The organism is Pseudomonas sp. UYIF39, from assembly GCF_029963765.1.
Taxonomy (GTDB): Bacteria; Pseudomonadota; Gammaproteobacteria; order Pseudomonadales; family Pseudomonadaceae; genus Aquipseudomonas.
In genome coordinates this window covers 83,503-99,385 of sequence record NZ_JALBYU010000005.1, presented here as the reverse complement: position 1 = coordinate 99,385, position 15,883 = coordinate 83,503, and the positions used below count along the sequence as shown (strand labels likewise).

Below are 15,883 nucleotides of genomic sequence, written 5' to 3'. Positions count from 1 at the left end.
TCTTTGCGCGAGGTTTTATACATGATCGAATTCCACCAAGTCATCGCGTACCAGCAACAGACACTTGTGCTCAATCGGTTGTCGTTGAAGATTGAGCCGCACGAGCGCGTGGCAATCCTAGGCCCCAACGGCGCGGGTAAAAGCACCCTGCTTAAACTGATAAACCGGGAGCTGTATCCCGTTGCGCAGGAAGGCAGCTACCTGAAGCTTTTTGACAGCGAAACCATTCATCTTTGGCAGTTGCGGGACAGGATCGGTTTTGTTTCGCACGACCTGCAAGAGAACTACACGCCCTATACCACGGCATTAGAGGTTGTCGTTTCCGGTTTTTTCGGTGCGATTGGCAGTCATGAACATTTTCAACCGACGAATATCCAGATCGATCAGGCGCGGGCAATGATGACCAGACTCGGAATTGCGCAGGATGAGGCCTGCATGTTTCAGCGCCTTTCCACCGGCCAGAAGCGGCGTCTCCTGCTCGCCCGAGCACTTGTTCATCATCCCGAGGCATTGATTTTCGATGAGCCCGCCAATGGCCTGGACATGGGCGCCAGCGTGGCCATGCTGACGCTGTTGCGCAGCTTCTGCAGTGAGGACCGGTCATTGATCATCACCACTCACCACGTTGACGAGATCATTCCCGAAATTGACCGCGTGGTGCTGATCAACCGAGGACAAATTATTGCTGACGGCCCAAAACCCGACATTCTGACGAGTAAAAACTTGTCGGAGCTGTATCAGACCAGGCTACAAATCACCGAGAGCAACGGTTGGTATCGCTGCTGGCACGATTGAGGTTGCCGTTCAAATCAAGGCTACCGCTACGCCATTGGACACTCCCTGGCTTGAGGCCCGGAGGGTCGACGGCGAGCCGGCTTCATTGCTCCCGCGCCAACGATCACAACATTGCTGGCGCCACTGCGCCTTGATGCGCAACCCTCAAAAATGCGCGCACCGCACCGCCGGTTTCGCTGATGCGGCTGATGAGTAGCAAGTCGGTGTGAGGTTCTACGTCGTCGAATGTTCGGTAGGTCAGGCCCGGAATGCTGACCTGCATCAACGGCGCCGGCACCATCGCTACCCCCATGCCGGAAGCAACCAGCGCGAGCACGCTTAACGTGCTGGTGGTCCGTTGAACCTTCGGCTCGCGCCCCAATGCCTTGCGCAATCCGGCCAGCATGTATTCATCTGCACCATGAGCGGCATAAATGATCAACGACTCCGCGCCCAGCATCGGCACGCGCAACGTTGGCTGGTTCGCCAACGGGTGGTCTTCGGGCAATGCAACCACTAAGGGCCAAGTGCCGATGCGCTCAAATAACAAGGCGCTGTCGAGGGCCTGACCGCCATGACTCGGTGCATAACCCAGGTCCAATTGACCGCTCTGAATGGCTTCGACCTGTAGCTGTGGCGCGAGCTCGCGGAGGATGACTTCCGCATCCGGGTAAGCCGCGCGAAAGGCGCGAACGTCAGCCATCAACCGGCCGCTGAACACGGCGTTGCCGGCGAAGCCGATTCGCACGCTGCCCATCTCTCCACGTAGCGAGCGTTGTACCACACGCTGGGCATGCGCCGCCTGATCGAGGGTGCGCTGTGCTTCGGCTCGCAACAACACACCGGCTTCCGTGAGTTCCACGCGACGACTCGTGCGCAAGAACAAAGGACCACCGAGTTCTTCTTCCAGCGCGCGAATCTGCATGCTCAGCGCCGACTGTACGATGTGCAAACGCTGGGCCGCCCGACCGAAATGACCCTCCTCTGCAACCGCCAGGAAGTACCGCAAATGACGCAGATCCATGAACATCCAGCCCCATCAGATTTAATGATCAATCGTTCATATCAATCTATTTGCAGTTCATTGTCCAGCAGCAGATGCTGAGTCCGACAACACACCCCTGCCGAGGACAATCATGCAGAGTTACCTGGAAGACCGACTTCAAATTACCGACTTGATCACGGGCTGGATTCACCGTGATCTGGGCCAGTGGGAGCAACTGGCTAATCTGGCGCACCCGGACGGGGTCATCGAAATCACTTGGTTTGAAGGTCCTTTCGCCGAATTCGTCGAAGGTTCCAAGCGCATGGGCAAATCCGATTTGCGCACCAAACACCTGATTGGCACCCCCGTGGTCAGTTTCAACGGCAACAAGGCTGTGGTGGAAACCAACGCGGTGATCGTTGCCGATAACGTACGGCTGAACCTGGGTTGCAGCGTGCACAACCGCTTCTATGACCTGGTCGAAAAACGCCAAGGCGTCTGGAAGCTGGTCAAGCGCCAGAGCATCTACGACATGGGCAGCTTCACGCTCCCCCAAGGCCTGGTCGAGATCGATCGTGAAACCGTGGCGCGCTACCCGCGCGAATACGCGCCGCTTGCCTACCTTCTGGAAAAAAGCGGCTTCCCGCTCAATCGGGTATTCGCCACCCGCGGCAGCGACCTTGAATTGACCATGCGGACCGAGGCCAGCGCGTGGCTCGCTGACTAATAACCCGCTATCGCCCACTTCACAACAGAGATTTTCCCGCACCCGGGAACCGCTTTGACCTTGTGTCCCGAACAGCACCACTACCGAAAATAATTACAACAGAGGTATTCACTCGTGAACAATCAACTCGACATCTGCGCGATCGTCGAAAGGAGTCGCTTGGGCGCCTTTCAGGTGCTTGTGCTCGTACAGTGCTTCCTATGCATGGTCGTCGATGGGTTCGACATTCAAGCTATGGCCTATGCCGCGCCCAGCCTCATCACTGAATGGGGCATTCCCAAAGCCAACCTGGGGCCGGTGTTCAGCATCAGCATGCTAGGCATGTTGATAGGTTCGCTCGCTTTGGGCTCGATAGCCGACCGTATCGGTCGCCGGCCAGTATTGGTGACCGCCTCGTTAGTGATGGCGGTTCTGATGTACTTCACCGCTCACACCACGACGGTGGACGGACTATTGGCACTACGCTTTCTTACCGGGATCGCCATGGGTGCAATCGTGCCTAACGTCGCCACCCTGGTGACGGAATATGCCCCCCGACACAACCGTGTGATGCTGTTGACGCTGGTGTCATCGGGAATGGTCGTGGGAGGTCTCGTCGGCGGCGCCCTCGCTGCCGCACTGATTCCGCAGTATGGCTGGCAAGCGGTTTTCTATTTGGGTGCCGTCGCCCCACTGTGTGTGGGTGTGCTGATGTGCTTTGCACTCCCCGAATCGCTGCAATGGTGCGTTCTGCGCGGACGCCAACTAGACCGCGTCAGGGCCATCCTGACCCGTATAGAGCCCAGCCTTCAAATTAGCGAACAAACGACCCTGGTGATCGGTGAACCGCGCAAGAAAGGCCTGTCGCTCGCTCACTTGTTTGCCGATGGCAGGCTGCCCGGCACTTTGCTGCTGTGGCTGATCAACTTCATGAATATGCTCTGCGTGTATTTCCTCGCGTCGTGGACACCGGTGCTAATGAGTGGCGCGGGCCATTCACCGTCGCAGGCGGTACTGGCGGGCACGTCCATGTGGCTGGGTGGTCTGGCGGGCGGCTGGCTCTTGGGTTGGTTTGTCGACCGACGCGGCTTCGGCGCCGTGCTCGTCCCCACATTCATTGTCTCTGCCGCGGCCATCGTTTTGTTCAGTCAGTACTACACCTCGATCAACCTGGCTTACGTGACCATTGCGATCGCCGGCTTCGGCACCCTCGGCGGCCAAGCGGCACTGAACGCCATGACCTCTACCTTTTATCCGACTGCACTGCGGGCCACCGGCACTGGCTGGACGCTGGGAATCGGTCGCCTGGGGGGCATTTGTGGTCCTTTCATCGGCGCGACTCTGCTGAATCTGCAGTGGTCGACGAGTGACCTGCTGGTGGCCGCCGCCATTCCTGCCAGCATCGCCGCCATCGGCATCATCGGCTTCTGGCGCCTGAATCGGACGACGGCTGTACCGGTCATCAACTAAGCATTCCGCACCGCGGCCAGCGGATGGCCGCATCCCGATAAAAACAAGAGAAATCCCATGAAGAACATCAACGTCAAATCGTTTGGTGCGGTTCTGTTCGCCCTCACCACGGGTCATTGCCTGGCAGGCCAACCGGCCGATGTCGGCGAAGGCACTGTGTTTCGCAGCATTTTCGGTGACTTGCTGGAGCACGACTATGGCATCAAGGTGTCCGGCCTGCTGGACGCCGGTTACTCTCGCAACAACAACTCATCCCAGGAGGATCGCGAGTCCGGACAGACCAACACCCCCGTGGCCGGATTCGGCGACGAAGGCTTTGAACTCGGCACCCTTCACCTGTTTTCCGACAAAGCGCTGAAGGCCAATTTCATCCCGCGCGTCACGCCCTTGCCCGGCCCGGCACCCACTGATGCCTCTTTCGGCTTCACGCTCGAGGCCGCCTACGGTCGCAATGCGCAGCAGGCCCGCACTTACGGCTGGGACATGCACTGGGGCATCAACTCTCCAGGTGACGACGATCCGAATAAGGCCCGACGCGACAAACAGAACTTCCTCGCCGTACCTAACATCGCCGCCACGGCTTACCTGCCGTATGCCGGCGGCTTTACCGCAATCGCCGGCATCTTTGGATCAGGGCTCGGCTACGAAATCCCACCCAACGTGCGTGCGGCGCGCAACCCGTTTGCCAGCCGTTCCTACGCCTTTATGACCGAGTCCGGCACGGTTTCCGGATTCCTGCTGGGCAAACGTCTGGTCAATAACTCCAGCATGTTGCTCGGCGCCGAGTTAGGCGTGATTCAGGGCCAGGGCAATCTGCGCGACAACAACGACAGCAAGGCCTTGCTGGGAGCACTACGCTGGCGTACGCCCGACATGAACACCTGGATCGACTATGAATTTCTCGTCGGTGATTCACAAAACGACAGCCGCAACGACATACAAACACCTCGCGGTCGTCTGATTTCCAGCGACGGCCAGTTCAAGCAGCAGCACTCGCTCAATGGCTGGCATCGGCTCGATGAAAAGTGGTCAATGGGCGGGGAAATGGTCTACGGCCGTCAAGCGGGCGACGGCAAAGCCTCGACCGTCGACATCGTCACCGGTCCCGGTTTTGATGGGGCACACTGGTGGGGAGCCAACGTGGTGTTGACCTACCAGCAACGCAAGGACTTGTCGTTCTCTGTGCGGGCCGAGCATTTCGACGATCCGGACGGTTACGTTCTGTTCCCATCCTCCACGTCACGAGGCGCGTTCAATGCGCTGACAACGGGCCTGCGCTACGACTTCAATAAGTACCTGTCGCTGCGTCCGGAGCTGCGCTACGACTGGTTCAATGGGCGCGACGATGCTCGCCCGTTTGGCAATGGTGATGCGCGAAACCAACTGACCGGAACTGTGGAAGCGCTGGTGTATTTCTGAGATCTGCTACGCGCTAACGCTATGACTCCGTGACGGGATGACGGATTAAAAGCGTTAGTGCGGCGGTAAAGTTTTCACCTCCATGGCGATGCTCCGGCTTATGGGGTAAGCCGTCGGCGTTCATGACGGGCGGCTTTCGATCGATTCTGTTGAAAAAGTCGGATTTTCAGCTGGCCTGAACTCAGGCACAACCACCACCGGAGAACCTACTCACCACATTGAGTGGTTTTCCGGCTCTTCGTTGGCCTTTGCTGCTCTGTTATTGGGTTGGTTTGAGGTTTTTTGCTTAGTGTAGACGCACCTATCCCGTGACCGGTGGCCCTTGAGAGGTAAATTTGGCCCGCCGTCGTAGGTTCTGCACCGCAGCGGCCAGCGTGAATTCATCAGTCGCGCCACTCATGCCACGTAGTCTCAGGCGATCCAATTTCAGGATGCGCTTGAGGTGGGCAAACAACATTTCGACCTTCTTACGTTCGTGGCGAGAACGCTGATACACCGTCGTTGCTGCAATACACCGAGCCACATCACGCGCGGCTTCATGGACGCTACGAGCGATCTTGCGGAACGCAGTGTTCGGGCAGCACTTGGCTTCCATCGGACAGGCAACGCAGTAATTCTGCCGGGAGCGGAAGATGATGGTGTTGGCTTTGGTGACGTGCGAACGCTCGTTCTTGAAGGCTCGCCATTCGCTGCGCAATGCATTACCGGCCGGACAGCGGTATTCCTCAGCCTTTTCATTCCAGAGGTGTTGACGCCGACGCCGAATTGACCCACATGCTGATGCAAGACTGCCCCACCTCCAAACTTGCACAAATCCAACAAAGGCAATGGTTCGCGAGGAACAGGCTGGGTCAGTGACATCTCGGCAACTGGGGGTGCGGTAGAAATCTTGGACTACCTGGAGGTAGTTCATGTATTCATACGAAGACCGCATCAGAGCGGTCAAGCTCTACATCAAACTGGGAAGCAAATCGATTACCGGATGAACATCAGCTTCACCAATTTCCAGCCAGATATCGATCGACATTGTAGGTAGGGCCGAATTCGCATGTCCCTCGCCAAATGCGATAAAATTCGGCCATCAATCGGAGCTGAATTCGTGAAGCGAGAATTTACCCTTACCCGTAAAAAGCTGGTAGCACTGCTACGACAGTTCGCCCTCACGGATAACTAAACCCCTTAACCAACGTCAACTCCCCCACCGCCCGCATCGGCACCAGGAACGTCTCCATCTTCTCGTTCGGCGTCCCTTCCTCCGTAATCACCGTCACCTGCGCCGTCGTCAGCGGCTGAACCGCCTCCTCCTGCCCCTCCTCATCACTGCGATACCCACCCCCAAAGTAGTTCAAATAGACGAGGTATTGGCCTTTGATCGGCGCCGGCATGGCGAAGATTTCCGGGCCGTAGCCGGTCGTCACGTCAACATCGAGCGCTGCGCCATTGGGCGCAACACGATCGCCGTACCATATGTGCGCGCCGTCGGGGGTGATGAGGTGCAAGTCGAGGTCGGTGCCATCACTGTCCCAAGCCAGTAGCACCCGCAACTTCGCCGGAGTCGCCCCGCCGCTGGCGTTCAGGAACTGCGTGCGATGCCGTTGCTGGCCATCGGGGCTGCGGACTTCGACGCTGTTGCTGCCATTGGGGAATGAGAACGGACGATCAAAGCGGCCGGCAGGATCGATTTTCAGTGGCATGCTGACGCCGTTGACGATCAGCCGGCCGGGTTCAGTGGACTTGGAAGTGGCTTTGATCTGGCCGGTGATGCGTGCAGTGTTGGCCTGCCCCACCGGGGTGTTCACCGAGGATGCCGGGTAGTTAACGATCTGGCGAAAGTTTTCGCCTTCACCCTCTGACGCGCCGGTGCGCCAACCGCCAACGGGTGTATCGAGTTTGGCGGCGCTTTCGGCGGCGAACGTCGTCGGCCAGACGCAAAAGGAGCAAAGGAACAGGAGGACCTGTGGATAACGGAGTTTCATGGCCTATTCCAGCAAGAGGTGGCGGGCGAGCCCTTCGATGTAGGTTTCATCCTGGCCGTTGGGGTGTGCTTCGAAGGCCAGGTGCAGGTATTCGTGGGTCAGGTCGAGGCGGTCTTGCAGCGACAACACGCCGCGCACGTAAATGCGCTGGCGTTCGCGGTCGACATAGGGGCGGCCGAAGGCCAGGCGGCAGACGGCGAAGGTGCTGACTTCGTTGTAGCCAACCTCGCTTTCCAACCGCGGACGCCAGCCGCGGCGTTGGTGTTGCAACCAGTCTTGCGCGGCGGGGAGTGTCTCGCAGGAGGCGACGGGGTTGTCCCAGCGGCTGAGGCTTGCGCGCGGGTAGGCGTGGAGCAGGATGGCGTCGTAGCGTTGGCCGGCGTTGGCCTGCTCGACGGCCTGCTGCCAGGAGAGTTTGTCCGGGCCGGGCTGGTCGGAGTGGTAGGTGACGGTGCTGCCGGCGAGGACCAGATCGCTGGTCCAGGCGGCGATGTTGCGTGAGTCGGCGGTGGCCGGGCGTGGGGCGACGCGTTGGCGGCTGCTACTGTCGTCGATGCTCAGGCAGTCGCCGTTGCGGGTGGCGTTTTGCAGCAGGTACGTGCGGATCGCGACGGTCAGGGCTTTGGCGGCTTCGGCGGGTTCGGGTCTGGCTTCGCGCTGGAGGACTCGGGCGACATATTCTTCGCGGTCCAGACGGGCGATCAGTTTGTCTTTCAGCAAAAACAGTTCGCCGTCGCTGTGGATATCGAGTTGGTTGCCGTTGGTGAATTCGACGCGGTAATCGCCCAGCAAGGGCCCGGACTCAACAACACGATCCCCCGCCAGAACGCGCCCAATGGGATAGCGTGAAAACAGCCCCACCTCGACACAACGTCCCGCATCCAAAGGCCAATCCACCGGCAACACCGAAGCCAAGGCCCCACCGTAGTTACGCAAGACCATCTGACTGGTCCCACGCCCACCCGCCCAAACCGGTGTGCCATCCACTGTCCACCCGGCAAAACCACCCTGACGCGACGACGGATCCTGATCCCCCAACCAGCTCCAGGTTTTCACCCGCAACCGGCCACCGAGTTCGCCCACGACATTGCCGTCAGCCGCATTCAACACCACATCCAGCAACACCCGCCGCGCTTGATCCTGCGCCGGCATCACGGCCAGCACCTTAAGCAATTCAGCCACCGATACTCGCGTGGAAGACTGCAACGAAGGCAAGTTCAGCAACCAATCCGGTGCCTTACGTGCCTGCCAATACTCCCGCCAACCAGCATCAGAAATACCCAACCGCGCAGGCTCAAAATACAAACCACAAGACTTTACCAACGCCTGATCGCGCTCAATCCTGCCGCCCGCCGTGCAGCAGTAAACTTCATCTTTCGACTGACCGCGACACTCGTAAGCCGGCTCATGAGCGCCGCTATCCACTAACCAGCCGTAGACGAACAACTTCCACACACTGCCCAGCGGAGTCTGCACATCAGCAGGCAACGGCTCGCGCGCGATCACCTGAGTCCGGCTCAACGACAGCAACTCACCTTTAAAAGCCAGTCGCAGCGGCTCCTCCTGCGCTGTCGCCAGCGCAGGGATCAAGCACAGGAGCCACCAGACCAGAGGTCGGGTCATGTCAGTTGACCGTGACCTGGCCGAGGGCCGGTTTTTGCTCTTGCGCCTGATGCTGTGGCGCATAGACCTGAGTGAAACGCACCGGCGGCAGGTTGAACTGGCCTTTCTGCGAGAAACGCACCAAATGACGCAGACGCAATTCACCACTCAAGGCATCGACCGGAATGGCGTAGGCCATCTGCCCCGGCTCGAAACGCGCCTTCTCCAACGCGGACGGTTCGGTGCCGGCCTTGCCCATGAGCTTGATGCCCCACGTGGTGCGCTCGACATCGGCGCCCGGTGGCAGCGGCACTTCGAGCATGCCGTAGCGCAGCGGTTTCGCGGCTTTGCTGGTGATGATCACTTCGTCCAGGTACAGGCTGTCGCTGGACAACGGCTTGGTGCCGACCGCCTCCAGTTTGAAGGTGAAGGCTTCGTCGCCCGGCACCAGACGCGACAGGCGACGGGTGATGGTCACGGCCATCGGATCTACCAGCGGTTGCTTGGTCTGGAAGCTCAAAGCCGCTCGCAACGGGCGCTCTTGCTCACCGGTCAGCGACAGCACTGCAGGCACGGGCGCAGCCCCCTGCCACGTCCAATAAGTTTCCCCGGTATCACCGTATTTTTTCTTCCAGCCTTCACCCGGTGCTAGTGCGATGGTGGGCGAAGCCTGCTCGATGCTGCGTCGCAACCAGGTCAGCGCCAGCGCACGTTCCAGGGTCGATTGCTGTGGCAGCAGACGTTGCAACAATGCTTGCGCGTGAGCCTGATCGAAGGCTTGCAACGACAGGTTTAACGCTTCGGCAAACGGCTGAGAGCTGACGGCCAAACGCTGTTGCGCATCTGGCAATTGACGACTGAATGCGTCCGGCAGAGTCACCTTCGATTGCTTAGCCAACGAGGCCGTCAACGCACGAGCAGCAGCCAGACCGAGCGCCGAATCCGGATCGCTCATGACGATGCTGTCTTCGCCATCGTCCATCAGGTTCGCCGCATTGCCCTCGCCCGCTTTCGACAGATCATCCATCAAACCGCTGAGCAAGGTGTTCACCGGCAATTGCATCTGTTTGGCGAACGACAGGATCAGCGCCCGCTGCAACAGCGGCGTGTTTTTGGCCTGCTTCGAATAGACCTCCAGCACCCGCTGCCAATGCTCCGGCGGCAGGCTCAACTCCAGCACTTTGCTGGCGTGCCAGTCGGCGTAGTAGGCGTAAGCGGTGAGGAACGCATCCGGCTCACCGTCCATGCCCCACCAGGTGAAACTCGCCGAAGGCCCGGCCATTTGCACCAGGCGCAGACGGCTGTTCTGCATGATCAAACGCAAGCGATCGCGGATTTGCGGGTTCGACGACAAGGTCGGATACGCAATGCTCAGCGGCAGCAAACGACTGGCCGTTTGTTCGACGCCGCCGTACGGATAACTCAACAGATCGTCGAGTGCCGAGCGGAACAGCGCTTGCGGACTGTCGTCCAGACGCAGGCGAATGTCCGTCGCGTCCGCTGGCAAGGTCAGCGGCGTATCACCGCTGGCCACGTCCAGGCTTTGACTTTGGGTCACTTGCCAGCCTTCGCCGGTCGCGGTCAGTTGCACAGCCAAGGCATCAGCCGTTTTACCGTCCTGCACCAGCTCAGCCGTCCACTCGCCACTGACCAGCGCAAACGCCGGCAGGGCGATGTAGTTGATCCCGTTGTTCAGCGTCACGGGGACGCGTTGTTCGGCACCGCCGAAATGAATCACCAACTCAGCCTTGGCCGGTTTTTCTGCTTGGCTGAAAGCAAACACACCCAGATCCGGTTTGTCGCCTGTGCGGAATTTGGTGGGTCCGCTCCACTTCAGGTACAGCGGTTTTTCCGAGCGCACGAATTGCTTCTTCTGCCCGACCTGACCGTCATCGGCGATGGCCCGGGCGGTGATGCGCCAGCGGGTCAACGAGTCCGGCATCTTGAAGGTGAAGCGGGTTTTGCCGTTGGCGTCGGTGATCAATTCCGGCTGCCACGCGGCGGTATCGACGTCCTCACGACGCGGCCGCTCAAGCACTTTCACGCCCCGCTCGCTACGGTTAGCTTTGCCCGGTGCGCCAGGGCTGCCCGGCAATGCCACGTCGTAGCTGATGAACGACAGACTGGCGCTGGTGCGCACGTTGTTGCGGCGCGGGTGGTAGAAAAACTGGTCGATGGTCGGCGCGACTTCCGGTTGCAGCGCGTAGACCATTTCGTCCACCACACTGACCGTCAGGTGCGCTGGAACAGGCTTGCCAGCGAACTGCGTGGTCAAGTCCACCGACACGGTATCGCCCGGCTGATACGCCTCTTTGTCTGTGGCAATCGCCACGTCGATTTGCGGCGCGATCACCTTGATACCGGCGTTCTGGAAGCTGTACTGACCGCCCTTGGTGTAGAGCACGGAGAAGGTCAGGTTCGGCGCAAAATTGTCCTTCACCGGGATCCGCGCGCGGTATTGGGTCTCGCTGAGTTTTTCCATCTTCAGCCAGTCGCCGCCCTTGGACAGCAGCGCTGTGGCCTCGACCTTGTCGCGTTCGAGCGACAGCAGTGCATCGCTGATCGGCTCAGGGAACGTAATCAATGCGAGGGCTTCGTCGCCGGCCTTGTACTCGGGTTTGTCGAGGACGATTTCCACGGTGCCCGGCACGGCTTTGACACCTTCGCCCGTGACCGAATGACCGGTGGCGCCGACGACGCGGCCATGGTCATCCTTCAACGTCAGGTTGTAAGTGCCCGGACGGTCGAAGGCCAAGGTGAAGCCTTTGTCTTTCGCGGCGAGTTTGCCTTCGCCAACCGTCTGGTCTTCCAGGCGCACCCAGCTATAACTGCTCGGCGTAACCGATTTGCTCTGCTCGCTGCCGCCTTCATTCAAATAACTGAACGCAACCTTGTCACCCACCGCACTGAAACGCTGAGGCGCGCGCAGACTGAAACTCGCCGCGCCGCGGTCGATGAGGATTTCCTTGGTGGTCTTGACCCGATACGCCGCGCCATCGCTGGCGAACACGGTGAGCATGTAGCGACTCGGCTTCTCGGCAGCCGGCAGATCCAGCGTCGCGTTGCCCTTGGAGTCGGTGGTCAGTTCGGTGCTGGTCAGCTCAATCGGGAATTGCCCGAGGTATTGCAGTTCGTTGTCGACCATCGACAGTTGTTGGGCGCGCAGGCTCAGGCTCAACTTGGCGTTGGCCACCGGTTTACCGTCCGGGTACAGCAGCACGAGACTGCCCTTCACGGGCTCGCCGGTGCGGTAATCCTGCTTGGCCAGGTTCAGGGAAATCTCGAAGTGCGGCTTGATGTATTCGGCCACGCGGAAAGCACTGCTGTAGGCCTGATCCTTGTAGCTGAAACGCAGCTCGTAACCACCGGCCACGGCGTTATCCGGTAACTGGAAACGGCCTTGAGTGCCAGCCTTGGAATCGAGTTTCAGCGCCAGCGATTGCAGCGCCGTGCCGGTGGCATCGAGCACGGTCACGTTGACGTCGGCAGCGGTCGGCAGCACAGAGTCGCGGGCGTTCTTGAACTCGCGACCGACGATCTTCAGCGACACCCAATCCCCCGGCCGATACAGCGGCCGGTCGGTGAAAGCATAGAGTTTGGTGTCGTAGATTTCGCTGTCGTAATAGAAGTTTTCGGAGACAAACACCCCGCCCTCTTCGTCCTCGCCGATCACGAACGAACGCTCCGGGCTGACGTGTTTCAAGCGCAGCAAACCATCGGCATCGGTGGCGCCACTGCTCATCACGCCCAGGCCATCGGTCCACAGCACGTTGACCTTCGGCACCGAACTGCCTTCGTGTTTGCGTGCAGCCCACACCAGCAATTCATCACCGGCAATCTTGCTCACGGCCACGGTGTTGGAGACGAAGACCATGGTGGTCGCACGGTACTTACCGATCAGCGCTTCCACCAGATACAGACCCGGCTTCAGATTGCCCAACGGGATGTACACGTTGCCCGGTGCAACGCTGACGAACTCGCTGGAAGACCCGGCCAGGTTCACGCCTTCAGGCGGCTGGATCGGTTTGGCTTGCCACAGCGGATAACGGAATTGGCTGACCACTGGCAAGCCCGGGATCAGCGCGAATTGCGGCTGAGCGTCGTAGGGCGTTGGCGCGGCAATCGCGGTGCCCATCTTCAGTTCCGGCACTTCTTCGGTGACTTGTTTACGCGATTCGTAGGAAAACGCCCGCTGCATCACGCGACGGGATTTGCGATACCAGTTGTCCCACAGGTACGCGAGGGTGTTCGACAGGCCTTCGCCCTTGAACTGGCCGTCGCTGACCACACGGTGCAGGTTCTTCTGGCGCTTGAGGAAATCCAGCGGCTTGTCGATGCGGTACACGCGAATGTCGGCGCCGCCGTAAGGCTCCATGCGGAACCGACGATAATCGCGACCCGGCGCTTCGAGGCGAACCATTGCCTGTTCGTCGCTGGCAAAACTGCTGTCGGCCAGCAGGAAAAAGCTTTCACCGGCCACCGGCGTGTAGCCACTCGGCTCGACGGTGTCTTCGGCGTTGGCCGCCGAAAAAGGCAGCACTAAAACCAACAGCAGAGGCAGTAAACGCAACATGCGGGCACCGATCATTGGGAGAGAAAGTTCAGTCGATAGACGCCGATGAAGTTGGGGTTGGCTGCGTCGGGTATCCATCGGGTGTCCTTCCATGTCATGAGTTGCTGCAGGCTTGCGGAGCGCATGCCGTTGTCAGTGGGGGTGGTGGTGCCAGTGTGATAGGCGATGTAGCGGCCCATCCAGATCATCAGGTGCTGGTCGTCGCCCTGATCGAAAAACATCAGATCGCCGGGCCGGGCTTGCGCCAGATCGCGGCCGACCAGATGGCTGTTGAACTGAATCAGTTTGATCGCGTTGACGTACGGCCCGACCTTGCCGCCGCCCTGCTGCCATTGCTGGGCGAGGCCGCGTTGAGCCTCGCTCAGTTGCAGCTCTGGAGGCAGATAACGGTTGGACAGGCCATTGCTGCGCAGCCATTTGTCGTCATGGACTTTCAGCGCTTCGTTGGCGGCGAAACGTACCAGGCCCGCGCAGTCCTGCTGATACCAGCGCGGGCTCGGACCTTGGGTCAGTTGTTCCTGGGTGATGCGTACGAACCAGGCACGGAACACCTGGGATTGCTGCACGTCCAGCGGCGGCGCCTCAGTGGCAAATGCCCGGGTCCCCAGCAACATCGCCAGCAGGCCGAGGCCTCGGATGAGTGCTGTCACAGGGCTTTCCATTCCAGCGGCAGCCATTGCCAGTGGCCGTCGGGTTCGCTGCCTTCCGGCAAGGTCAGGGCGTACTTGCCGTAACCGCCGAGATTGCGCAGTTTCGGGATCAGGTAGGTCTGCGCGGCGTTGTAGAACACCGGCTCCATGTCTTGCGGCAGGCTGTCGAGGGTTTCCTGCTGCATCAGTTGCGCCATGGAATCCGGGCCGAAGTAGACCGGCATCAGCAAGTCTTTTGGTACCACGTCGGCCATCGGCGGGAAGCGTTTGTCGAGAGTACCGAGGGCCTTGTCCACCAGCTTGTCGTCGAGGGAAAACAGCAGCGTCGATCCGTGGCGCGCCAGGCTGACTTTCATGAACGCCTTGCCGGTGATCGCATCCGGGTCCTCGGCATCCTTGGCTTTGTAAGGGCCGAAGTTGGAGCTGACCTGACGCTGCCATTGGTGATTTTCGCCTTCTTGTTTCTCGACCACCGGGAATGCGTGCTCTTCGACGTTGCCTTCGTAGGCGCCGACCATCGAGCCGAACAGATTGCCCAGATCACCGTCGAGTTTGGCGCTGTCATCATCGTTCAGGCTGGCCACCAGCAACGGCGTGTACAACCGCGAATCGGCGTACCAGCACAGGCCGGCGGCACCGGCCATGTGTTCGGTCAGGGCCTCGGCGACTTTTTCGTCGGCGCCGAGTTTTACCAGCAGCGGTTTCTGTTGTTCAGCCGCCAGCGGCAACGCTACGCAAGCACTGGCGCCCATCGGCATGGCTTGCCAGATCGGTTTGAAATCGAAGTCCGGCTGGTTGTCCAGTTCATCCATGGCAAGGAAGCTGTGCCAACCCTTGTCGTCCATGTCGAAACGCAGCCCGGCGAAGTTCGGGATGAAGCGCTGATAACCCATGGCCAGGACGCTGGAATTCACCGACAGGCGTTGTTTCACCTCGGGCGCACGGGGCGGCAGGCCGAAGGCTTCGGGGAACAGTTTGTCGCCGTTGAGCAATGCGGCGATGGACTTGGTCGAGACGCTGCCCGACTCTTCGGCGGCGCCATTGTCCGCATCGTAGAGCTTGGCCGGGTTCGACAGCACCACCAGTTTGTCGCCATGGGAAGCGAACAACAGCGCTTTGGTGGCGTTGTAGGTCAGTTGATAAAGCGCCACGTCGTCGGCGCCGACTTTCACAGAGCCGACCTGGGTCAGCTGCGAATCATCCAGCGCCACTTTCGCCAGCGGCTCCAGCACCTTGGCCAGACCACCGCGATCCATCACCAACAAAAAGTCTTTCAGGCGACCATCCGCCCCACGCCACAGCGCCACGTCTGCCGGTTGCTCGAAGAGCTGCTCGATCAAACTGTCCTGCAATTTCAGGTCATGTTCGTAAATGATCCGCCGCAGACTGCCGATCAAACCGAGGCGATCGGCGTGCGCTTCGTAATAGAAGACGAAATCTTCAGTCAGGGTTTCCTTGAGGAACGGCACCGCCAGCAAATCCTTGGGCAACTGGCTCAAGGAGTGGGTTTCGAGCAGACCGTCCGGCCGGCTCATGCCCAGTTTGTCGCTGGCCAACGCCGCTGGCGGCGCCTTGGGTTTGTGCATGAACCAGCCCAAACCGCCCGCCACGCCAGCCACCAGAAGCAGCCCGACCAGCAGCACCGGCCAGCGGCGAGGAGTTTTGGCTGCTGGCGTTTCGGCGGCCGGAGAAACAGTGTTATCGCTCATGTTCACAAAACCCGATGTC

Annotated in this window: 10 protein-coding genes and 1 pseudogene; 4 read left to right on the top strand and 7 right to left on the bottom strand. The window is 59.9% G+C overall.

Translation table 11 applies throughout. The features are described 5' to 3' along the window. Nucleotides 1-21 precede the first annotated feature (21 nt). Entirely contained in the window at nucleotides 22-795 is a 774-nt protein-coding gene (locus MO767_RS08615; RefSeq protein WP_282480147.1) for an ATP-binding cassette domain-containing protein, read from the top strand. Between the two features lie 103 nt (nucleotides 796-898). Here MO767_RS08615 and MO767_RS08610 read toward each other — a convergent pair whose 3' ends face one another. Continuing rightward, nucleotides 899-1,798, bottom strand: a complete 900-nt coding sequence (locus MO767_RS08610; protein WP_282480146.1) for a LysR substrate-binding domain-containing protein — start codon at nucleotides 1,796-1,798, stop codon at nucleotides 899-901. 112 nt (nucleotides 1,799-1,910) lie between these two features. Here MO767_RS08610 and MO767_RS08605 point away from each other — a divergent pair, with 112 nt between their 5' ends. The 3 genes from MO767_RS08605 to MO767_RS08595 all read left to right on the top strand — a co-directional run bounded on the left by MO767_RS08605 (nucleotide 1,911) and on the right by MO767_RS08595 (nucleotide 5,354). Continuing rightward, entirely contained in the window at nucleotides 1,911-2,486 is a 576-nt protein-coding gene (locus MO767_RS08605) for a nuclear transport factor 2 family protein (RefSeq protein ID WP_282480145.1), read from the top strand. 114 nt (nucleotides 2,487-2,600) lie between these two features. Continuing rightward, nucleotides 2,601-3,935: an MFS transporter gene (locus MO767_RS08600; protein WP_282480144.1), complete on the top strand. Its 1,335-nt coding sequence runs from the start codon at nucleotides 2,601-2,603 to the stop codon at nucleotides 3,933-3,935. 57 nt (nucleotides 3,936-3,992) lie between these two features. After that, nucleotides 3,993-5,354, top strand: coding sequence for an outer membrane beta-barrel protein (locus MO767_RS08595; RefSeq protein ID WP_282480143.1), 1,362 nt, complete (start codon nucleotides 3,993-3,995; stop codon nucleotides 5,352-5,354). Nucleotides 5,355-5,655: 301 nt separating this feature from the next. Here the strand turns inward: MO767_RS08595 and MO767_RS08590 are convergent. From MO767_RS08590 to MO767_RS08565, 6 genes and pseudogenes are all read right to left on the bottom strand, one after another. Continuing rightward, nucleotides 5,656-6,102 (bottom strand): annotated as a pseudogene (locus MO767_RS08590) (transposase); the annotation flags it as partial. 412 nt (nucleotides 6,103-6,514) lie between these two features. Then, nucleotides 6,515-7,330 carry a DUF2135 domain-containing protein gene (locus MO767_RS08585; protein ID WP_282480142.1) on the bottom strand — a complete coding sequence of 272 codons (816 nt, stop codon included), beginning with the start codon at nucleotides 7,328-7,330 and terminating at the stop codon, nucleotides 6,515-6,517. 3 nt (nucleotides 7,331-7,333) lie between these two features. Further along, the gene (locus MO767_RS08580) at nucleotides 7,334-8,953 is read right to left on the bottom strand and encodes a DUF2300 domain-containing protein (RefSeq protein WP_282480141.1); all 1,620 of its coding nucleotides are present in this window, start codon (nucleotides 8,951-8,953) and stop codon (nucleotides 7,334-7,336) included. A gap of 1 nt (nucleotide 8,954) precedes the next feature. Further along, nucleotides 8,955-13,520, bottom strand: a complete 4,566-nt coding sequence (locus MO767_RS08575; protein WP_282480300.1) for an alpha-2-macroglobulin — start codon at nucleotides 13,518-13,520, stop codon at nucleotides 8,955-8,957. Then, a complete protein-coding gene (locus MO767_RS08570; RefSeq protein WP_282480299.1) occupies nucleotides 13,517-14,119 on the bottom strand; it encodes a DUF1175 family protein in 603 nt (200 codons plus the stop codon). Before MO767_RS08570 ends, MO767_RS08575 begins: the two co-directional genes overlap by 4 nt. 32 nt (nucleotides 14,120-14,151) lie before the next feature. Next, the gene (locus MO767_RS08565; protein ID WP_282480140.1) at nucleotides 14,152-15,864 is read right to left on the bottom strand and encodes a DUF2138 domain-containing protein; all 1,713 of its coding nucleotides are present in this window, start codon (nucleotides 15,862-15,864) and stop codon (nucleotides 14,152-14,154) included. Nucleotides 15,865-15,883 lie beyond the last annotated feature (19 nt).